Source organism: Veillonella sp. 3627, assembly GCF_003992195.1.
GTDB lineage: Bacteria > Bacillota > Negativicutes > Veillonellales > Veillonellaceae > F0422.
The window spans coordinates 1-21,793 of sequence record NZ_RQVG01000003.1 but is presented as its reverse complement, the minus strand read 5'-3'; the positions used below and the strand labels follow the sequence as shown (position 1 = coordinate 21,793).

The 21,793-nt window shown below is 39.7% G+C and carries 17 protein-coding genes and 1 other annotated feature; of the genes, 3 read left to right on the top strand and 14 right to left on the bottom strand.

Annotated elements, in window-relative coordinates:
* The first annotated feature begins 196 nt into the window (after positions 1-196).
* Complete coding sequence (locus EO114_RS02320; protein ID WP_009354131.1) at positions 197-1,753, top strand: polysaccharide biosynthesis protein; 1,557 nt, start codon at positions 197-199, stop codon at positions 1,751-1,753.
* 208 nt (positions 1,754-1,961) lie between these two features.
* On the opposite strand, the gene rplT is transcribed toward EO114_RS02320, so the two are convergent.
* From rplT to nifJ, 4 genes are all read right to left on the bottom strand, one after another.
* Positions 1,962-2,312, bottom strand: a complete 351-nt coding sequence (rplT, locus tag EO114_RS02315; RefSeq protein WP_009354133.1) for a 50S ribosomal protein L20 — start codon at positions 2,310-2,312, stop codon at positions 1,962-1,964.
* Between the two features lie 47 nt (positions 2,313-2,359).
* Entirely contained in the window at positions 2,360-2,557 is a 198-nt protein-coding gene (rpmI, locus tag EO114_RS02310; protein WP_009354135.1) for a 50S ribosomal protein L35, read from the bottom strand.
* An 11-nt stretch (positions 2,558-2,568) separates the two neighbouring features.
* Positions 2,569-3,093 (bottom strand): translation initiation factor IF-3, encoded by a 525-nt coding sequence (gene infC / locus EO114_RS02305; RefSeq protein WP_009354125.1) that lies wholly within the window; start codon positions 3,091-3,093, stop codon positions 2,569-2,571.
* A gap of 5 nt (positions 3,094-3,098) precedes the next feature.
* Positions 3,099-3,208: a sequence feature (ribosomal protein L20 leader region), on the bottom strand.
* 189 nt (positions 3,209-3,397) lie between these two features.
* Entirely contained in the window at positions 3,398-6,946 is a 3,549-nt protein-coding gene (nifJ, locus tag EO114_RS02300) for a pyruvate:ferredoxin (flavodoxin) oxidoreductase (protein WP_127061286.1), read from the bottom strand.
* A gap of 424 nt (positions 6,947-7,370) precedes the next feature.
* On the opposite strand from nifJ, the gene EO114_RS02295 reads away from it, so the two are divergent.
* Entirely contained in the window at positions 7,371-8,303 is a 933-nt protein-coding gene (locus EO114_RS02295; protein WP_009354144.1) for a LysR family transcriptional regulator, read from the top strand.
* Positions 8,304-8,382: 79 nt separating this feature from the next.
* The gene (locus EO114_RS02290; protein WP_164723745.1) at positions 8,383-8,694 is read left to right on the top strand and encodes a hypothetical protein; all 312 of its coding nucleotides are present in this window, start codon (positions 8,383-8,385) and stop codon (positions 8,692-8,694) included.
* Between the two features lie 202 nt (positions 8,695-8,896).
* Here EO114_RS02290 and EO114_RS07835 read toward each other — a convergent pair whose 3' ends face one another.
* The 10 genes from EO114_RS07835 to EO114_RS02245 all read right to left on the bottom strand — a co-directional run bounded on the left by EO114_RS07835 (position 8,897) and on the right by EO114_RS02245 (position 21,376).
* Entirely contained in the window at positions 8,897-9,046 is a 150-nt protein-coding gene (locus EO114_RS07835; protein WP_164723744.1) for a hypothetical protein, read from the bottom strand.
* Positions 9,047-9,078: 32 nt separating this feature from the next.
* Entirely contained in the window at positions 9,079-10,236 is a 1,158-nt protein-coding gene (locus EO114_RS02285) for a hypothetical protein (protein ID WP_009354136.1), read from the bottom strand.
* A 106-nt stretch (positions 10,237-10,342) separates the two neighbouring features.
* Positions 10,343-13,972 (bottom strand): thiol reductant ABC exporter subunit CydD, encoded by a 3,630-nt coding sequence (gene cydD, locus EO114_RS02280; protein WP_164723743.1) that lies wholly within the window; start codon positions 13,970-13,972, stop codon positions 10,343-10,345.
* A gap of 91 nt (positions 13,973-14,063) precedes the next feature.
* Entirely contained in the window at positions 14,064-15,083 is a 1,020-nt protein-coding gene (gene cydB / locus EO114_RS02275) for a cytochrome d ubiquinol oxidase subunit II (RefSeq protein WP_062403412.1), read from the bottom strand.
* On the bottom strand, positions 15,074-16,459 hold the full coding sequence (locus EO114_RS02270) for a cytochrome ubiquinol oxidase subunit I (RefSeq protein ID WP_082717814.1): 1,386 nt from the start codon (positions 16,457-16,459) through the stop codon (positions 15,074-15,076). Before EO114_RS02270 ends, cydB begins: the two co-directional genes overlap by 10 nt.
* A gap of 27 nt (positions 16,460-16,486) precedes the next feature.
* Positions 16,487-16,930, bottom strand: a complete 444-nt coding sequence (locus tag EO114_RS02265) for an Rrf2 family transcriptional regulator (protein ID WP_009354142.1) — start codon at positions 16,928-16,930, stop codon at positions 16,487-16,489.
* Between the two features lie 185 nt (positions 16,931-17,115).
* Complete coding sequence (locus tag EO114_RS02260) at positions 17,116-18,114, bottom strand: inorganic phosphate transporter (protein WP_009354128.1); 999 nt, start codon at positions 18,112-18,114, stop codon at positions 17,116-17,118.
* A complete protein-coding gene (locus EO114_RS02255; RefSeq protein WP_127061278.1) occupies positions 18,107-18,739 on the bottom strand; it encodes a DUF47 domain-containing protein in 633 nt (210 codons plus the stop codon). Before EO114_RS02255 ends, EO114_RS02260 begins: the two co-directional genes overlap by 8 nt.
* 283 nt (positions 18,740-19,022) lie before the next feature.
* Positions 19,023-19,598, bottom strand: a complete 576-nt coding sequence (locus EO114_RS02250) for a molybdenum cofactor biosynthesis protein B (protein WP_127010940.1) — start codon at positions 19,596-19,598, stop codon at positions 19,023-19,025.
* Between the two features lie 224 nt (positions 19,599-19,822).
* Positions 19,823-21,376 (bottom strand): ClC family H(+)/Cl(-) exchange transporter, encoded by a 1,554-nt coding sequence (locus EO114_RS02245; protein WP_127061276.1) that lies wholly within the window; start codon positions 21,374-21,376, stop codon positions 19,823-19,825.
* Positions 21,377-21,793: the final 417 nt, after the last annotated feature.

Here is a 21,793-nt window from a genome sequence, read left to right as displayed (position 1 = left end):
GGGCCTCCTTGTAGTATATAATTAAATACATTATTAATGACTATATATAGTTATTATACCGTATCTACTAGAGCGATTCAAGAAAAATCTATGTTCTCAAATGTAGTCAATCTTATTGAGAGAGTACTGATTCTATGGTACAATTAAAAGTAAGTCTTTCATAGATTCAATCGAATCTTTCAGTATAGGAGATATCATGGTTAATCGATTTTTACAAGGTACACTCATCTTGACGATTGCGGGGTTTGTGGTAAAAGCTATTGGTAGCTTGAACTGGATTTTTTTATCCCGTGTTCTCAGTGGTGAAGGTATCGGTATCTACCAAATGGCATTTCCAGCGTACTTATTGGCTCTGCAGCTATCTAGTGCAGGAATCCCTATTGCCATTTCCATTATGACCGCGGAAAAATTAGCAAAATATGATGTATTAGGAGCCCAGAAGGTTTTTTCCATTTCTTTTAAAATGCTATTTGTCCTCGGCCTATTGTTCAGTATTGCCGTCTACGGTTCTGCCCAATGGCTTATTGACATTAATTTCATTACAGACCCAAGAGCCTACTATTCTTTAATTGCTCTATCACCAGCAGTCTTCTTCGTCACTCTCATTTCTTGTTATCGAGGCTACCTACAAGGATGGCAAATGATGACTCCTACGGCGATTAGCCAAATTGTAGAACAATTACTGCGTGTAGTGGTCATGCTTGGAGCCGCATACATCTTACTCCCCTATGGATTAGATGTAGCTGCCGGTGGGGCTAGCCTAGGCGCTGGTATCGGAGCGGTCGGCGCCTTAGTGGTACTCATGTACTATTACTATCGCCTACCAAAACAATTAGACGAACCGATGATAACTACAGAACCACCTGAAAGTTCTAAGTCTATCATTCGTCGTTTAATCAACTTGTCTATTCCTATTGCTTTAGCCAGCATGATGCTGCCTATTGTAGCCATGTTAGATGTAGCGATTATCCCACGGCGATTAATCGATATCGGGTATCCGCTCCATGAAGCTACAGAGCTATACGGATATTTATCAGGCATGGCGGTGCCTCTTATCAACTTGGCAACCATCATTACGGCGGCCATTGCCACGAGCATTGTGCCAGCTGTTTCCAATGCTGTATCCATTAAAGATATAAAACAAGTCTACTATCGCACGGCAGGTTCTATGCGGTTAACCTTCGTAGCAACGATTCCTTTCACGGTGATGCTATACGTTTTGGCAGAACCAGTAGTATCCACTATTTATAACGCACCACGTGCAGCAGAAGCAACGCAAATCTTAGCGTGGGCCATCTTCTTTTTAGGTCTTCACCAAGTGACGACAGGTATCTTGCAAGGTTTAGGAAAACCACGCATTCCTGTCATCAACATGGGAATCGCAGCCATTGTAAAAGTCATCTTAAACTGGGAGTTAACAGCTATCCCTGCCTTAGGTATTGGCGGTGCTGCTTACGCCACTGTAGCCGATATTGGTTTTGCTGCTCTATTGAATCTTATCTGGATTCATCGTCACACAGGATACTTTATCGACCTTATCTTGTTAGGAAAAAATATTATCTCCGCCTCTATCATGGGCGTGGCCATGTACTATTTCTATCCGATCTTACAAGGAAATATTCCTACCTTCTTTAACATTATGATCACCGCTATCATAGGTGCACTTATCTATGTAGCTATCATGATTGTGCTGAAAGGTTTAAATAAAAACGATGGAGCTCGATTACCTGTGGTGGGACGATTCTTTAGATAATTAACAAAAATATATTAATATACCCTTGAAGGATCACTTTCAAGGGTATTTTTTATAGATATATTGCTAACTGCTACTATCATTTATATATCTCTATCACTCTATGTAGCAATATCAACTAAACATTCTGAAAGGTAGCAAAAAAGAACAGCCCAAAAGGACTGTTCTTCTATACACAACCTATTATATAGGTCATTATCTATTTATTTTACGCGTTTTTAGCAATTTCTACTAATTTCGCGAATGCAGCTGCATCATGTACTGCCAAGTCAGCCAACATTTTACGGTTGATTTCCACACCAGCTTTTGTTAAACCAGCGATGAAACGGCTGTAGGATAAACCATTCATACGGCTTGCTGCATTGATACGAGCGATCCATAATTTACGGAACTCACGTTTTTTAGCACGACGGTCACGACGAGCATAGTATAATGCTTTCATTACGGATTCGTTTGCTTTTTTGAATAAGCGAGAACGTGTACCGCGGTAACCTTTAGCTAATTTTAAGATTTTTTTATGACGTGCATGCGCTGTTACGCCTGTTTTTACTCTTGCCATTATTGTATTCCTCCAATATCGTTATATGTTACTAAAATATTTGCATCTTATGCGTATGGTAAGCATTTCACTACGCGTTTGTAGTCAGATTTGCTAACCAATGTAGCTTTACGAAGATTACGTTTACGTGCTGGAGATTTTTTCTCTAAAATATGGCTTTTGAAAGCTTTTGCACGTTTGAATTCACCACTACCTGTTACTTGGAAACGTTTAGCCGCTGCGCGACGAGTTTTAATCTTTGGCATTATTCTTCCTCCTAATTACCTTTTTTAGCTAAAATCATTGTCATGTTTCGGCCTTCTAGTTTCGCTTCTTTTTCAACAACCGCTTGGTCAGTTAATTCACCAGCAAAACGAGTCAGCACATTAAGCCCCAATTCTGGGTGGCTCAATTCACGACCGCGGAACATGATCGTTACCTTAACTTTATTACCATCACCTAAGAATTTAGCTGCATTTTTAAGTTTTACATAAAAATCATGATCTTCGATGTGAGGACGAAGCTTAACTTCTTTCAATGTGAAAGTTTTTTGCTTCTTCTTTGCTTCTTTTTCGCGTTTTTGTTGCTCATAACGGTATTTACCATAGTTCATAATGCGACAAACTGGTGGTTTACCATTAGGGGCTACTTCTACTAGATCTAAATGTTGTTCTTCTGCCATAGCTAAAGCATCACGAACAGACATAATACCTAACTGATCATTATCTGCACTTACGACACGAACTTCGCGAGCACGGATTTCTTCATTAATACGCGGTGTATCTTTGCTAATACTAGTCACCTCCAAAGGGATAAAAAAATCGGATGGCACAAGGCCACCCGAGCATAGTTTATAACTATCTGTACCCAACATTTCATGACATCAGGTGAGAAACGGATGGTTTCTACTTGTTAATACCTAATTAGTATACGCTATTAATTCTTATTTGTCAAGAATTCTCCCTTTAACTTTATATATTATCTGCAACTTTCCAGCAATATACCTTGTAAAATTACTACCATGTTATAAAAGAAATTTACCTTCATACAAACTGATAAAAAGGCCCTCCCGAAGGAGAGCCTTTCCATATTACGTTCGCTATTGATTAGCCTTGTAATTCGTCTTCAAACCCTTTTTGTAAACGAACATAGGATTGACGGCGTTCTTTAGCTAATTGTTTGTTGATTTCTAACAATTCTTTGCTCATTGCAGGAACTGCTTTACCCAAAGATGTGTAACGAACTTCTTTTCCTAAGAAGGAATCGAATAATTCGTAATCAGGTTCTTTGGAATCAAGGCTGAATGGATTTTTGCCTTGTGCTTTTAATGCTGGGTTGTAACGGTATAGATCCCAGTAACCGGATGCAACAGCTTGTTTAGTTTCAGCTTGTGCATTACCCATACCACCTTTAATACCATGGTTGATACATGGAGCGTAAGCGATGATTAGGGATGGACCTGGATATGCTTCAGCTTCTGCTAATGCTTTCATCAATTGGTTCATGTCAGCACCCATACCAACTTGAGCCACATAGATGTTACCATATGTCATAGCAATCATACCAAGGTCTTTTTTGTTTGTACGTTTACCTTGCGCAGCGAATTGAGCAACCGCACCTACGCGAGTAGATTTAGATGCTTGACCGCCAGTGTTGGAGTATACTTCTGTATCGAATACGAATACGTTAACGTCTTCGCCGGAAGCCAATACATGGTCAAGGCCACCGAAACCGATATCGTATGCCCAACCGTCACCACCAAAGATCCATTGGGAACGTTTTACAAGGTATTGTTTTTTAGCCAATACTTCTTTTACAGCTTCTGTTTGTTCTACTTTGGAAAGAGCATCGATCACAGCTTTAGCGCGGTCACGAGTACCTTCGCCTTGAAGACGTTTTTCTAACCATAAGTCAAGAACTTGTTTAGTTGCTTCATCAGCAGTTTCAGCGATGGAAGCTACAGTTTCAGCTAATTGTGTACGGATTTTTTCAGTACCGATGAACATACCGTAACCAAACTCAGCGTTATCCTCGAATAAGGAGTTAGCCCATGCAGGACCTTGGCCTTGTTGGTTTTTAGTGTATGGAGATGCCGGCATAGATGCACCCCAAATGGAGGAACAACCTGTTGCATTAGCAATCATCATACGGTCACCGAACAATTGAGTAATCAATTTAGCATATGGAGTTTCACCACAACCTGCGCAAGCACCGGAGAACTCAAGCAATGGAGTTTTGAATTGGGAACCTTTTACAGTTTCTTGTTTCATTGGGTGAGATTTAGTTGGTAATGCTACACCATAATCCCAAGCTGGAGCAAATTCTAATTCGCCATCGATAGGGCGCATTTCGATTGCTTTTCCTTTAGGAGCTGGACAAATGTTTACACAGTTACCGCAACCTAAGCAGTCTAATGGAGATACTGCAATACGGAATTGCAATTCACCTTTAGTCATCATTTCTGGGATTGTTTCAAAGTTTTCAGGACCTGCTGCTGCTTCTTCTGCTGTCGCTAATACAGGACGGATAGTCGCATGTGGACATACGAAGGAACATTGGTTACATTGGATACAGTTTTCTTTGATCCAGTGAGGAACGAATAAAGCGGCACCACGTTTTTCGAATGCTGCAGTACCAGAAGGTAATGTACCATCTTCATAGCCTGTGAAAGCGGATACTGGTAAATCATAACCAGCTTGTGCATTAACAGGTTTTGCAATGTTAGCCACATAGCTTGGGCAAGTTGTGCAAGAAGATTTTTCGAAAGTATCTTCGGAATCTTTTGCATCTTTCCATGCTGCTGGAACTTCTACTTTTACAAGAGCCCCAACGCCTTCATCAACAGCTTTGTTGTTCATTGCAACAACGTCAGCACCTTTTTTACCATATGTTTTTTCAATGGAGTCTTTTAAGTACTCAACTGCTTTGTCGATAGGAATGATTGTATCTTCAGTTAATTTGAAGAATGCAGCTTGTGTAACCATGTTGATACGGCCACCCAAACCAATTTCAGCTGCAATTTTCGCTGCATTGATGATGTAGAAGTTCAATTCTTTTTCAGCAATTGTACGGCGAAGTTTTGCAGGTAATTTTTCTGCTAATTCTTCTGGAGACCAAGTACAGTTCAATAAGAATGTACCGCCATGTTTAATGCCACGAAGAAGATCATATTCATGAACATAAGATTGACGATGACAAGCGATAAATTCTGGTTCAGTTACCAAGTATGGTTTGTTAATTGGATTTTTACCAAAACGTAAGTGGGACATTGTCACACCACCAGATTTTTTGGAGTCATAGTCGAAGTATGCTTGTGCATACATATCTGTATGGTCACCGATGATTTTGATAGCAGATTTGTTAGCACCTACAGTTCCGTCAGAACCGAAGCCCCAGAATTTACATCCAGTTAAACCTTCAGTTTTTACGGATACGCCTTCAGCACGGTTTAAGGACAAGTTAGTTACATCGTCATTGATACCCAATGTGAAGAAACGTTTGCCAGCTTCTGCTAACATGTTATCGAATACTGCTACAAGGTCAGCTGGGATTACGTCTTTAGAAGAAAGACCATAACGACCGCCGAATACTTTAGCATTAATATTGTGTTGAACAAGTGCTGCTTGAACGTCTAAGAATAAAGGTTCAGCTAACGCACCTGGTTCTTTTGTACGGTCTAATACTGCTACGCGTTCTACAGTTTTTGGAAGAGCCGCTACAAAACGATCTGTCGCGAATGGACGGAATAAGTGAACTTGTACGAAACCAACTTTACGGCCTTGTGCACGTAAGTAATCTACAGTTTCAGTAGCTACTTGTGCAGAGGAACCCATTGTTACGATTACGTCAGTTGCATCTTCATCACCATAGTAGTTGAACAATTGGTAGTTACGACCAGTGATTTTGTTGATTTCATGCATGTAATGTTCTACTACATTTGGAACTTCTAAGTAGAATGGGTTAGAAGCTTCACGATGTTGGAAGTAGATATCAGGGTTTTCAGCAGTACCACGAGTTACAGGAGCATCTGGGTTCAACGCACGTTGACGGAATGCTTCTAACGCTTCTTGGTCCACTAAAGGTTTTAATTCATCATATTCTAATACTTCGATTTTTTGGATTTCGTGAGAAGTACGGAAACCGTCGAAGAAGTTGATGAAAGGAACGCGAGTTTTTAACGCTGTTAAATGCGCAACTGGAGCAAGATCCATAACTTCTTGTACAGAGGATTCTGCTAACATAGCACAACCAGCAGCACGAGCTGCCATAACGTCTTGATGGTCACCAAAGATAGACAATGCTTGCGCTGCGATAGCACGAGCTGCTACGTGGAATACACCTGGAAGTAACTCACCAGACACTTTGTACAAGTTAGGTAACATTAATAATAGACCTTGAGAAGATGTGAACGTAGTTGTCAATGCGCCCGCTTGTAAAGAACCGTGAACTGCTGCTGCAGCGCCGGCTTCGGATTGCATTTCAACAACCTGTACAGTATGACCAAACAAGTTTTTACGACCTTGTCCTGCCCATTCATCCACATGTTCTGGCATTGGAGAAGATGGTGTGATTGGGTAAATAGCTGCCACTTCAGAGAAACCATACGCTACGTGTGCTGCAGCTTGGTTGCCGTCCATAGTTTTCATTTTACGCATGTTAAAATAGCCTCCTTAAAGCAAATAAAAATTAACACTTGTAGTTACATACAAAATAGGGGGATGTATATAGACCCTTGTCCGTGCACTCGCAGGATGAGTCCTCCCCTCTTGAGTATCAAAATGTTTTTTGAAATATGAATCATTTATTTCTAAAAAGATTGCATATGTTGCAAAAATGTAATAATATATAAGTTATATAGTACCTCTTTGCAAATTTGTGAAGTAGTAACTCTACTTCTTGAACAAATTGATATAGCCTTATGGTTTCATTATACATTGAGAACGAGAACTTCGCAATACCATATACACTATATCCATTGCTAATTATGCGATTATCAATTTACATTTACACATGCTTTATTGCTCAAATAGCATACTAAAAAAGAGGGCTTTTGTTATTACCATATTTAAGAGGTGCATTATGGACTTTCATCACTTAAAATACTTCGTAGAAGTAGCGGATCAAAAAAGTTTCAGCAAGGCCGCAAGAAATCTTCACATTTCACAATCTGCTATTAGTCGTACTATAAAAGCATTAGAAGACGAGCTAGGTGTTGTGTTATTCATTCGTAATGCAAAATCTGTTGAAATGACTGATGGCGGCACCATCTTTTTAACGCATGCGAAACGTGTTGTATTCATGTTTGAACATTTAAAAATCGATTTCGAAAACGAATTCCGCTTAGAACAAGGTTCTGTATTAATTGGTTTACCACCAGTTACAGACGCTCCAATCTTTGCACAATTATTAGGTGAGTTCAAACAAACCTATCCTCAAATCGAATTAGAGTTATATGAACATGGTTCTAAAAAAATAGAAATTTCTGTCCAAGAAGGTCTTATCGATGTTGGGATTATCTGTACAAAACCAAATTCAAAAGAATTTGACTCATTCTATTTAACGAGTGATCCTTTAAGCGTTATCTTACCAAAAGATAATCCATTAGCCCTAGAAGAATCTATTTCTCTTGATCAATTAGCAGATCAATCTTTTGTGTTACATAAAGATGATTTTAACCTTCATGATGAAATTGTAAAATCTTGTAAATCTGTTGGCTTCCAACCACATATTGTATTTGAAACTAGCCAACGCGATTTGATGTTACAAACCGTAGCCGCTCACTTAGCAATCGCTTTATTACCTAGTCGTCTATGCCCTACGGAAGATGAAAATACAAAAGTAGGATCTAGCGTTGTGGTACGTCCTTTAGTAAATCCTGAAATTATGCATACTTTACACGTTATTTGGAAAAAAGGACATTACCTATCTCATGCTTCCCGCTTATGGTTAGACTTTGTGATGGCGCGCTTGCCATTGATTCCTGGCGACACCCATGATGAAACAGCTGAGTAATCTGCTTCTGAAAGTAGGCCCTCTCCTAAAGAGGCCAGTGTTCTGGATTATCCTCTACGTGCTAAGCACAACCTATTGGATGGTATCACAACAACTAGAAATCAACGCTCTGAAAGAACGAGTTGACACAGAGCATACCATGGAACATAGCGATACATTTCACTATCGCTTGACCAACCTAGAAAACATCAGTAACTCTCACGGAGAACGACTAAAAGAACTAGAACGTGACAACTGGCAGCTCAAACGTTCCGCCAACCAACACCAGTTCCGCATCATGCAACTAGAGTGGGAGCATCCCAATATAGAGGCCCCAGAACCAAGCAAATCCACACTGGTGAAAACACCATTCAAAGCAAACCCAACCAACGTCCCAGACGTTAAAAAATAAACAAAGGACTGCAACCTGTGCCTAGCACAAGGAGCAGTCCTTTTATTTACACAACATTTTTCTATTTTACTGAACACTCAGCTACTTTAGACTCCCATACGACGCCTACCTTAGCACTGACTGTATAAAAAAAGGGAGATATATGTCTGTAAAAAACAATTTGCGACAGCATGCTCCCATGCGACGCCTACCTCAGCACTTTCTACATTTGAAAAGGAGGGATATGTGAGACATAAAAATAATTTGCGGCAGCATCCTCCCATGTGACGCCTACCTTAGCACTGACTGTATAAAAAAAGGGGGATATATGTCTGTAAAAAACAATTTGCGGCAGCATGTTTTTTTCAGACATATATCCCCCTCCCACCCAAAATACATCAGTGCTTAGTGTATAAGGAGCATCCATTCGAGGAACGTACACAGCACATAGGCTATGATAAACTTTACTTTTTGTTTCCGATCCCGGTCTTCATCAGCCACTTTCAATCGATGTGCCAAGAATCGTTTATCTCGTATTTGCATCAACATTTCCACGATGTGTTCTTGTCGTTTCATAACATTTTTATCATTCTCTAAAGCCTGCTTCTGCATAGCAATACGTCGTTGTAATCGTCGCATCTGGATCTTAATATTATTGCTCACAAATACAGATTGCCATTTTTTCCTCGTTTCAAAATACATGTAAATATAACGAGGAATATTCATGACCACAAAACTGAATAGCAAAATGCTCAAGGAAATAAAGAAATACGTAGAGAAAGAAAAGTCCTGTAGCTCTTCATGTGGTAAGTAATGGTTCAAGATAATAAAGCTCACCCAAACCCCTATGGGCATTAACAAAGCTGCCGCCATGTCAATGGAGCGAACCCAGTTCGTTTTTACCGGCATTTCAGGAGCTAAATAGGTTTCTAACTTCTGATGGAATGCATAATACTCCACTTGCAGCACAGATTGTCCCGATCTGATGGCTGTTAATAGCACCGGCCCTACGCTATCTTTTGGTCGCTGTGGCCAAGGAATAAACTCTCGTACAGGGCTATCCGGTGACAAGTCAAATCGAATAATACCTTTCTTTTCTAAACGCATAGATGATGTATCATCACCGATGCTGAAAGGATTAAAAAACATCCCTAATACATGCAAACTCCAATTTCCCAAAATATGAGTAATGATATTTAAAAATAAACCACCCATATCTACATTGGCTACATCTAATTTAAGCTGAATGGTAGATGTATAATCATCAAACCAAATATCATCAATATCAAATTCTACATTGATGACATTCCCCAATTTCGTGATGACATTCATGAATACCTTATTGTTTGGTTCAAATTCAAAAATAATGGAATGAAAGAACCAATGATTACGCACCACAGATCGCATCTTACGGTTCACCGCTTCTTCCTCAATGGATAGCATACGATGATCGTACAGCGTATTTCCATCTTCTAGTTGCTCTGGTAAACGTGGGGCTTCTATATGTGTTTGTGTAGTTACAGTATTGGCTAATTTCAACAGCTTTGTAACTAATTGTCCCATATATATCTCCTATCTAGTAGGTTATCTGAATCTAAGTGATACACTTTCATAGTTATCACAATTATATCATAGTCCCCTTACAAATGAAAGAAAAGCCCCACCTATACTAAATGCGTTCCATGCTCAATCGATGGTATTCGTAGAATCGACCTTGTAAAGCTAATAAGCGTTCATAAGTTCCACTTTCCACAATGCGTCCATCTTCTAAGAATACAATACGATCCATTTCATGAAGTTGTTCGATATGGTGTGTAATGTATAATACAGTTTTTCCTTGGAACAAAGTACTCAACTGATCTTGTACCAAGTGCCTTGTGACTTGATCTAATCCTTCTAGTGGCTCATCCAAAAGCAAAATCTCTGCATCACGTAAATACAAGCGTGCCATACCAAGGCGTTGTCGTTGTCCACCACTGAGACCCATGCCCCCTTGACCGACCATGGTGCGCAAACCTTTTGGTAATGTCCGTACCCAGTCCGCCAATTGCACCGCTTCTAAGGCTTGCCAAATGTCTTCATCTGTAGCACTCGGCTTAGCCAATCGGATGTTATCGCCAATTGTAGCATGGAATATATAGATATCTTGGGTAGCATATGCCATATACGATTGCAATTCTTCCTCTGAAAGTGCCCTTGTATCAACTCCATCAATAAAGATAGTACCACTGTATGCATACCATCCTTGTAACAGTGCAAACAATGTGCTTTTACCGGACCCACTAGGACCTACAATAGCTACTTTCTCACCTTTTTGAATGGACAATTCTAATTCCTCGTAAATAGGCAGTACATCATAAGCAAAGGATAGAGCTTGCATAAGAATCATCGGAGATACTGTTTTATCCACGTCTATGGAACTCTGATGGTTCATGCTTTCTAATGATGTTTTCTCCTGTCCTGATCGATCGTCTAGCTGTTCCAATCGCTCCATAGCTAAAGCGCTTTCATAGCCATGCAAGGATGCTTCTGTCATAGGTTGTAATGCTTCAAAGTAGGACTGCAATCCAATAGCGATGACCGCCACCCATAGCGGTCCGTAGGTAATGCCATCAATCACCCATACGCCAACGATAATCCCTACTAATAAGGCAGATTGTGCTAACCCTAAGAGGATAGTCTGATTCCAACGAACGCCACGATTCCATAGACTTTGCCAACCATCAAAATCACGAAAAGATGCTTTCATAGACTGTACAAATCGTTTTTCTTGATGACTCATAATAATATCTACCACGCCATGAATGGATTCGATGAGTTCCTCTTTCATACGCCCTCTTGTATGTAATCGCATAGGTGGTACTTGCCGTAGCACATAGGTAATGATCATTGGCAGCACTACGCCTACAAGAATACTGTACAATGCAATCACCATAGCTACTATCGGATGCAATTGGTATCCTATGATACAGCCTAGCACTGTAACAACGAGGAAGGACAAACTAGGCACTAAGGTACGCAAATAAAAGAACTGTAATGTCTCAATATCTGCCATAATCCGTCCTAGGAGGTCCCCCATTTTCATAGATTGAAAGATACGTGGCACCAATGGTTCTAGTCTTTTAAAGAAGGCAATACGCAATTCGTATAAACCTTGGAAAGCCATAGAATGCGACACATAACGTTCCCCATACCGACAGATAGCACGGCTAATCCCAAAGAATCGTACTCCAACAATTGCCAAACTCAACACCACCAATAGAGGATGCTCTGAGGCTTTTGTTATGAGCCATGTGGACGTAGTAAGTAAGCCAATATTCATGAGCACCGTAGCCATAGCAAAAACTACACTACCCACTAGCAAGGCTTTATGCCCAGATAGTAACTTCCAGAGTGACCATAAGCCTCGGCGGATATTCTGTTGCGTATTTCCCATGGTATTATGTTCTTTAACATTCGATGCATGTGTATTATGTAATGTTTCTATTTCAACTTGTCGCACTATATCGTACGATGTATCGCCACTGCTATAGTCTGCTCCTAATGCTGGATTAGGGGATTCAGACTTTAGTGTCTCCTCCACTACCTTTCGCATCACAGGATTACTATAGGTATTCACTAGGGATGTAAAATATCCATTTTGTGCGACTAAGTCTCTATAACTACCAGATTCTACTAATCGGCCTTCTTGCATTACAAATAAAATGTCCACATACTTCATAGTTTGCACACGATGCCCCACATACAAGACGATTTTATCTTGCCCATACTGATGCAATACCTGCATAATTAGATGCTCAGTTTCCACATCTAAATGAGCTGTTACTTCGTCAAGAATAAGGATTTGTGCTGGTCGTAACAAGGTCCGTCCTAAGGCTAATCGTTGGCGTTGTCCACCGGACAATCCGTAGCCACCTTCTCCAATCAATGTATCTAATCCCTTTGGTAAAGTAGCTACAAAATCAGCTAGCTGTACTTGTTCTAGTACTTGCCATAAGGTTTCATCAGTCGCCGGTAAGCCAAATTGTAAGTTCTCCCGTAAGGTACCACTCATAATATATGGGGTTTGACTGAGATACGCAATCTGCTCATGGTACCATTGACTGTCTAAGGTTTGTAAATCATAACCATCTATGGTCACTTGGCCCTTAGTAGGCGTTAATAATTGCATGAGCACATTAGATATAGTGGTTTTACCCGCTCCACTTTCACCAACTAGCATATAAGAACGGCCACGTTCCAATACACCTGTAAAAGTGGCTAAGCCTACATGATCTTCTTCATATTCGTATGCCACATCCCAAAACTCAATAGTTTGAATCGGACCCTTAAGTGTTTTCTGACCTGTATGAACTACTTCTACACCTGATGTTATATACTCCTCCACTGCTGTAAGGCTCACTTTACCTGATAAACCCGTATGAAACGCAGATCCCAACTGTCGTAGGGGGGCATAGAAATCTGGTGCCAGTAGCAAAATAAAGAAAGCTGGTAAAAACTCTACTTCCCCATATACTAAGGATACCCCTAAGTAGACAGCAATCATGGCTGTACTTATTGTACCGATTAATTCTAACACTAAGGCAGACAAAAAGGCGATACGCAATACCTTTAATGTAGCATCGCGAAACTCTCCAGATAAACGACCTATCACATGAATCTGTTCTTTGGCACGACCAAATACTTTCAGTGTTGTTAAACCTTGTAATACGTCAAGGAAATGTGCTCCTAAGAATTGCATTCGTTCCCATTGCTGCTTATTTAGTTTATCTGCTTCCTTACCAATGAGAATCATAAAAAAAGGAATCAAAGGGTAGGTTAGCAATAAAATCCAACCAATCCAAGAGATAGAATTAATAATAGCAATAGACAATATAAGTGGAATCAATACAGCATATAATGCTTGTGGAATATATTGACTCATATAAGCATCTACATGATCTAACCCATCAGTCAATATATGTGTGATAGAACCAGCACTCTCGGATTGACGTACCCCTTGAGATAACATATGGTGTAGCACACGATTGCGTAGGTCATCATGAACTGCACTTGCAATATGATCTCGCAACCACTGCTCTCCATGGGTACAAACCATACGTAGAAAAATCATTAACATTAATCCTAGTATATAATCAAAAGATATATCTCCACCTTGTACTACTAGCCTATCAATAATACAAGCAAAAGCATATGCTTGCCCTAACGTTGCTACCGTGCCAAGCAAGGTAAACAATAGTAATCCTCCATAGGAACGAGGATGCAATTTCACTAATTGCCAAGCAAAGGGATGAATCATCAGACCTCCTTTCCAGAATACGTGTTTGTCGATTCTTATCATATGCAAGAAAAGGGACGTGTAATCACGCCCCTTTTAAAATCACTATAGATTAATAGTGTAAGTCATCTTGTGTAACACGATGACGGAAATAGTAGTATGCCCATGCTTGGTACGCCAATACGATTGGTACGAAGATGCACGCTACGATTGTCATCAATGTTAATGTATACGTAGAGGATGCAGCATTCATGATTGTTAAGCTGTACGCTGGATCAATGCTAGATACCATGATACGAGGGAACAATCCTGCAAAGTACGCAAGGGTTACAAATAGAATTGTCAATGCACTGAACACGAAACCTTTACCTGTTTGGCGAGCACGTGTAAAGCCCCAAGATACTAAGAAGCTAAGAATAGCTAATGCAAATGCTACGGTAGCTAATGTGCTGTTGAATAGGTCTGTGTATACATAGGTAGCTCCTACCAATACCAACGCACCTACTGCTGTAATCACACCTTCTACTAATGCAGCTGCACGAGCGCGTTCAGAGATGTCCCCTGTTGTTTTCACGGATGCATATAAAGCACCATGGTACAAGAATACGCACACGAAGGCAACGCCACAAAGAATCGTGTATACGCTCAATAAATCTAAGAACCCACCTACAAAGTTCATATCTTTATCGATAGGTGTACCTTGGATCAAGTTACCTACTGTAACACCCCAAAGAAGTGCTGGGATAGCAGATCCAAAGAAAATGCACCAGTCGAAAGCAGCACGCCATGTTGGGCTTTTATCTTTACTGCGGAAGTCAAAAGATACCCCACGAGCGATTAACGCTGCTAACATCAAGAACAATGCCAAGTAGAAACCACTGAATAAGGTAGCATATACTTGTGGGAAGGATGCAAACATAGCACCACCAGCGGTGAGCATCCATACTTGGTTACCGTCCCATACAGGACCGATAGTATTGATTAATTGGCGGCGTTCACGGTCTGTTTTACCCAAGAATGGGAGCCACATGCCTACACCATAGTCAAGACCTTCTAAAATAAAGAATCCCGTAAATAAAACACCTACTAAGATGAACCAAATTAATTCTAAGTTATTTGTAATTATTTCCATAATGTAGCCTCCTCTTGTTCAACCACATCATGAGCTGGGTTACCCGCTGGCCCCGCTTGAATATGTTTTACTGCCAAGTAGATTGCGGCAATTGCCATGACTACGTATACAGCTGTAAAACCGATAATTGTTGTCCAGATTTCTGGGGCTGTTACCACTTTAGATGCACCATCCGCCGTTTTTTGTAAGCCATATACAAGCCAAGGTTGACGACCCGCTTCTGCTACATACCAGCCTGTGGAGTTCGCAATGAATGGAAGGGCTAACATATGATAAATCGCTTTTAAGGCTGCTTTGTTATTAAGCAATTTGCCTTTCATATGCAAGTAGTAACCTACGATAGATGTAACAAGCATCAAGATACCTGCTAAAATCATCACACGGAAAGACCAGAACATAGATGTTACATGTGGCACATAATCGCCTGCACCGTGTTTTAGTTCTGCTTCTTTTTGAAGGTCATTGATACCTTTTACTTCGCCTTTGAAAGAATCATGAACTACAAAGGATAGCGCCCCTGGTACACCAATTTCAAAATTGTTCTTTTTGCCATCTTGGTCAATGCCAGCAACGATAGCAAATGGAGCTGGATCATGTGTTTCCCACAATGCTTCAAAAGCAGCTACTTTCATTGGTTGTAATTTGGCTACTGTTTGGCCTTGGAAGTGACCTGCGCCACTAACTAATAAACCACCAATTACTGCTGCACCTAAACCAAACTTAATAGATTTAGAGTAAAAATCTACGTGATTATTCTTCAATAAATGCCATGCACTAACAGAAGCAATGATAACACCTGCTGTTAAGATACCATCTGTAAAGATGTGCAAATATTGACCTGGTAAATACCCATTTTGTAGGATAGCCGCAAAGGAATCCATTTCTGCACGGCCATTACGAAGTGCATATCCAACTGGATGTTGCATAAATGAGTTCGCTACTAAAATCCAGAATGCGGATAAGTTACTTCCGATAGCTACCAACACTGCTACAAATGCATGTGCTTTAGGGGATAATTTATCCCAACCAAAAATCCAAGCCCCCATAAAAGTGGACTCTAAGAAAAAGGCTGTTAAGGCTTCTAACGCCAAAGGAGCTCCGAAGATATCTCCCATGAAGCGAGAGTATTCCGCCCAGTTCATTCCAAAATGGAACTCTTGAACGATACCTGTTACAACACCCATTGCAAAGTTAATTAAGAATAATTTCCCCCAGAACTTTGCCATTTTTTTGTACACTTCGTTTTTCGTACGCACATAAGTAATTTCTAGTATTGCTACTAATACTGTCATACCTAGCGTAAACGGAACGAAGAGCCAATGATAGATCGTTGTCAATGCAAATTGAAAACGAGCTAACAAGACTGCATCCATCATGTTAATTCCTCCTCACTTGAATACAATTTATACCACATGGTGCAATGATATTTGAATCGAACGCTCACGTTTTGCTAACGTTTCGAAATCAACATTTTTTAACTCTTGTATTAGTACAGCTTGAATTTTACCAACTGCCTCTTGTACGGCGCATTGACCATGGCAGCCACGAGAGCAACTTTCAGAGTCATATAAACAATGTTGTAAATATGTGTCTCCTTCTACCGCTGTTACCACATCATACAAACTAATATCTTTAGGCTTTTTGGCCAATGTAAATCCACCATCTACGCCTCGGTAAGAGTGCAATAATTTTGCATTCACTAAATATCTCATAATTTTTAGTAGAAATCGTTCAGGAATCTTGCTAGTACGTGCTAACTCTGAGCCTACCTTACGAGTACCAAAAGGTAATGTAGACATATATAAAAGAATACGAAATGCATAGTCTGTCGCTTGATTAAATTTCAATGAGTCCTCCTCTTTTGTTATCTATCCTTCATAAAACTCTATCCGTCATCAAAAGTACACTACTTAGGTATACTTTAAACTTGCAAAAAAATGCTCGAGTGCAAAAGCGTTCGAGCATCTCTTGTTTCTATTATAAGAAATTATTGAGAATGTTGCAACCTATTTCTTCACAACTTCTTCATTTTTTATATATGTGCTAATGTATCAATAATCACATAAGCTAGTGCAGATACGCCTGCAGATAATGGTATCGTAATAAACCAAGCAAATACCATAGACCTTGCAGTGCTCCAGTTAACCGCTCTTACACGCATGGCTGTACCTACCCCCATAATAGATCCACTCACAACATGTGTAGTAGATACTGGTAAATGCAATAATGTAGCTGTAAAAATAGTAATGGCAGAGTTCAAATCAGCTGCAAATCCATTAATACTTTCTAGTTTAAAAATTTTACTACCTACAGTAGCAATAATTTTCCAACCACCTGCTGCTGTACCTAATGCCATTGCTGTAGCACAGGCAATTTTAACCCAAATAGGTACATCTAAGGTTTGCAAATGTCCACTAGCTACTAAGGTTAACGTAATTATGCCCATCGCTTTTTGTGCATCATTGGAACCGTGCGAGAATGACATAAGTGCCGCAGATACTAATTGCATATTCCGAAATCGATCATTTAAGATAATTGGCGAAAATCGTCCAAATAGGATCAGTAGTATTTTCATAACAATATAGCCCAATACTAGTGCTAGAATAGGAGATGCCACCAAAGAAATAAAAATCTTACCAATCCCACCAGCTTGCAGAGCTTCAGGGCCTACAGAAATCAACACAGCACCAATGATACCACCAATTAAGGCATGGGAAGAAGAGCTTGGAATCCCATACCACCAAGTTAAGAGGTTCCAGAAAATAGCTCCTACAAGAGCTGCAACAATAATTTCTCCGTTAATCATCTCTGGGGCTGTAACAATATCTCCACCAATTGTTTTAGCAACACCCGTACTCACCATAGCTCCCAAAAAGTTTAACGTGGCTGCCATCATAACAGCCGTCTTTGGCGCTATGGCTCGAGTAGATACTGATGTGGCAATTGCATTAGCAGTATCATGGAATCCATTTATATAGTCAAAGGCCAATGCGAGCAAAACGACGGCCCATATCACCCAACCATCAAGCATACTTTAATACTACCCGGCGGAATGTTCCTACCAAAGTCTCAGAGCCATCGATAACTTCTTCCATGGAGCTAAGAATTTCCTTCCACTTAATGATTTCAATAGGGTCACTGCACTCTGTAAAAAGTTTCGCCATTTCCACATGATAAATATCATCTGCCTCTGCTTCTAGACGCAACACCTCTAATGCACGACCTTCTACTTTTAGATAGTTCTTTTTTAAACTCCCCATATAAGAAATAGATTTTTTAATGTGTTTGCAACATTTAGCTACGATTTCTGCCATACGGATTGCTCCTGCAGTTGGTTCGCTTTGCACTTGATACATTACCATTTTATCCATAATTTCTTTAATATTATCAATCGTGTTATCTAATTGATCAATCAAAAGTTGAATGTCTTCACGATCCATTGGCGTAATAAATGTTTTACGCAAACGGTCCATAGTAGCCGCTACCAATTCATCTGCCTCATGTTCCTTTTGTTCAATTTCGCGAAGAGCTTCTCGCTTCTCCACTTCTCCTTCAAACACATCTTGCATCAATTGTGCTGCCTCATGACATAACTCAGCATGATCATTGAGCATACTGAAAAACTTTTCTTCTTTTCCTTTTAAATTGAAAGCCATTACTTCCTCCAATAACTTACTATGTAATTTAGATAATTCCATTATAGCACGTTACCATTCACTTGTGCATACAAATTACAAAAGCCTATATACATTTTTTACTTTTAATACGTAATACTATTCATTTAGATGTCTCTATTATTATAATTGCCTATTTTTCAGAAGACTTCTATCTGTTGCCGCTTTGCTTTACTATCTTTACATCACATCTATGGGCGCAACAAAAATAGCTATCTTAGCACTACTATAATACATAGTTACTAAAGATAGCTATCGCAATCCACTATTTAATTAATTCTCGCTTTAAATGTTTAACTTCCGGTAAAATCAATTCTTTCATGGCTAGTGTAACAGCCCCTACTGATCCTGGAATAGCAAATAAAATCGTATGATCTTTTACCCCGCCAATAGCACGAGATGCCAACGCTTTCGTTCCAATATCATCACGGTAGCTTAAAAAACGAAATAACTCGCCAAACCCTGGAATTTCTTTATCCAATAAGGGTTGCACTGCTTCGATGGATACATCACGTTTGGCAATACCAGTGCCTCCAGTGCTAATAATAATATCTGCACCACTGACATTGCTCTCATAAGTCCAAGCTCGTACAGCATTATTTGTGGAAGTATCCAAAACTAGAACTTCTTCATCATAATTGCCAGTGAAAGCCTGATGAATGGCTCCTTGAATCTCATCAATTGTATCTGTCACAATTTGACGAGATACCACCACAAATCCAGCCTCGCGAGCTAATTCTTCAACTCGGGCTCCACCTTTATCTGTCTCTTTTGTTCTTGTATCAGACACTGTAATCACCGCTACTGTTAGGGGGCGGTCTGTAAATTCCATCATTGCCATATGTATGGTCCTTTCTATGTAGTACATGCTATTTAATATAAAATCATCCGCCAGTCTATTACTCTTAATAGGCTGGAACCAACATACTAGAAAACGTTTCTCAGATAGCTTCTAATACAGTATAGTAAGACTTGTAATGATATACCATCTTTCAAAATTTTAATACTCCAACTAGTACCTATATGTATAGTAGCATATCTCCTATCGTAACTCCATAAGAAATGTTAAAGACCAAAAAATTCTTTTACTTCTTTTAACTGACCTTTTGTACAGGACACATATAGTTCGTCTCCACACTGTAATACTGTTGTGGCCACTGGTACAATCGGTTGTCCTCCTCGATCAATGCTGACGATCATAGATCCTCTTGGCATTTCAATATCTTTCAACATCGTATCTACATAAGGGCAAACGACTGATAGACGAGTTTGGAAAAATGTTTGCTCTTCTTCTGCTCCTACAATGCCTTGGCTCATACGAAGTAATAAATTATCATAAATTGGTAATTCTTTCATAAATTCAGCCGTTAAATACGCAATAATGGCCACAGTACCTACTTGGTAAATACTGTGAAAGCTATTTGTCATTTCTAGTACCAATAAGATAGCTAACAATGGAGTTCGCATAGAGGCTGCTAACATACCTGCCATACCGCAAATGATAAAACTACTTCCAAAGGCATTCGGTAGCATGTGTAATTCTACTAATATGCTATGCATCAATGCCCCCACTGCTGATCCAATTACAACCATCGGTAGAAATATACCACCTTGTGCACCATTACCATAACAAATGGAAGTTAACACAATTTTACCTATCACAATGTATAGCAATACTTGTAATGTCTGTTGATGAGCAACCATCATGGTTACTACATCATTACCACCACCTAGCAGCATTTGTGAATCTAAGCCTAATAGAGTTACCCCAAGAAATGTTAAAGAAATTTTCCACCCTCTAGATATGGGTAGTCTATCATAGATACACTTTACTCCTACAATCATACGATTAAAAATAACTCCAAAGCATCCCACAGCAACTCCTAATATGAAAAGTGTTGTGAAATACTCAATAGGAATACTTTCCATAACAGAAAATCCCAATGACGGTGTTAATCCAAATACTAAAGACGTAATTAAGTTAGATGATATAGTAGCAGAAAATGTAGGAATCACAAGCTTAGGATAAAAACTTTTATGCACTTCTTCAAATACAAAGATAGCTCCTGATACTGGTGCACTGAAGGCAGCAGTCAAACCAGCTGCCGCCCCTGCAGATGTTAAAATCCGCTCCTCACGTAACGAGCTGCCAAACCAATTCGACAAGAGTTTTCCTGTAGCTCCACCTAATTGCACAGAAGGCCCTTCGCGCCCAACAGAAAATCCTACGATACCTGTAAAAGCACCACCAAAAAATTTAGATACCAACGTAGGGAAAGGATTCATATTAAAAATCCCCTTCATTTCTCCTTCAATTTGAGGTATTCCTGAACCTCCCGACAAGGGTGCCCATTTTAGCAAAAGATGACAACACCAACCTAAGATCATCATAACGATAATCCATATAATGATTTGCTCTATCGTAGCACTAGCCATGAATTCATGACGATAGTCATTTCCCCAATGAATAATATATCTGAAAGCAGAACCAATTATGCCGGCTGCAATTCCTATGACTATACCTTTTACAATTAATAGGAGAAATTCCTCACGATCAAAGGTATTAAAAAATTCCATTTTAGGTTTTTTGAAAATATTATTACGTGTAGTATGTATCATATTATCACCTTAGTTACCTTAATAATAGATATAGTATACAAGGTTACGATTGATTTGTCATTATGTAAAATTATCTTTATTATTTCAAGTGTTTTTTTCATGTTGGCTGGAAAGGGCTTGCAAAAATAGTTTTTTCATTGGCAACTTCCTGTTCTGCCCTGTGGATTTTCTTACTCCCTTCGGTCGTAGAAAACCTTACGGGCCGAACTCCCCGATTCACACACTTTCATGCGTCGCTATGCTCCTATGAAAGTGGTTCACTGGGGATTCCAGGCCGGCCTGCTCGTATGTAAACTTACAGATTAATAAAAAAAGACACCCTACTGGGTGTCTTTTTTTATTTATCAGCGACTTCCTATCCTCCCAGGCCGTTTCCAGCCAAGTACTTTCGGCGTTTACGAGCTTAACTACTGTGTT

Bases quoted from the DNA above. Each gene is read 5' to 3' on its own strand.
- EO114_RS02290 (WP_164723745.1), top strand. From the start codon at position 8,383: ATGGTATCACAACAACTAGAAATCAACGCTCTGAAAGAACGAGTTGAC.
- EO114_RS02245 (WP_127061276.1), bottom strand. From the start codon at position 21,376: ATGATACATACTACACGTAATAATATTTTCAAAAAACCTAAAATGGAA.
- EO114_RS02260 (WP_009354128.1), bottom strand. From the start codon at position 18,114: ATGCTTGATGGTTGGGTGATATGGGCCGTCGTTTTGCTCGCATTGGCC.
- rpmI (WP_009354135.1), bottom strand. From the start codon at position 2,557: ATGCCAAAGATTAAAACTCGTCGCGCAGCGGCTAAACGTTTCCAAGTA.
- rplT (WP_009354133.1), bottom strand. From the start codon at position 2,312: ATGGCAAGAGTAAAAACAGGCGTAACAGCGCATGCACGTCATAAAAAA.
- EO114_RS02320 (WP_009354131.1), top strand. From the start codon at position 197: ATGGTTAATCGATTTTTACAAGGTACACTCATCTTGACGATTGCGGGG.
- cydB (WP_062403412.1), bottom strand. From the start codon at position 15,083: ATGGAAATAATTACAAATAACTTAGAATTAATTTGGTTCATCTTAGTA.
- cydD (WP_164723743.1), bottom strand. From the start codon at position 13,972: ATGATTCATCCCTTTGCTTGGCAATTAGTGAAATTGCATCCTCGTTCC.
- nifJ (WP_127061286.1), bottom strand. From the start codon at position 6,946: ATGCGTAAAATGAAAACTATGGACGGCAACCAAGCTGCAGCACACGTA.
- EO114_RS07835 (WP_164723744.1), bottom strand. From the start codon at position 9,046: ATGTCTGAAAAAAACATGCTGCCGCAAATTGTTTTTTACAGACATATA.
- EO114_RS02250 (WP_127010940.1), bottom strand. From the start codon at position 19,598: ATGGCAATGATGGAATTTACAGACCGCCCCCTAACAGTAGCGGTGATT.
- EO114_RS02285 (WP_009354136.1), bottom strand. From the start codon at position 10,236: ATGGGACAATTAGTTACAAAGCTGTTGAAATTAGCCAATACTGTAACT.
- EO114_RS02255 (WP_127061278.1), bottom strand. From the start codon at position 18,739: ATGGCTTTCAATTTAAAAGGAAAAGAAGAAAAGTTTTTCAGTATGCTC.
- EO114_RS02270 (WP_082717814.1), bottom strand. From the start codon at position 16,459: ATGATGGATGCAGTCTTGTTAGCTCGTTTTCAATTTGCATTGACAACG.
- EO114_RS02295 (WP_009354144.1), top strand. From the start codon at position 7,371: ATGGACTTTCATCACTTAAAATACTTCGTAGAAGTAGCGGATCAAAAA.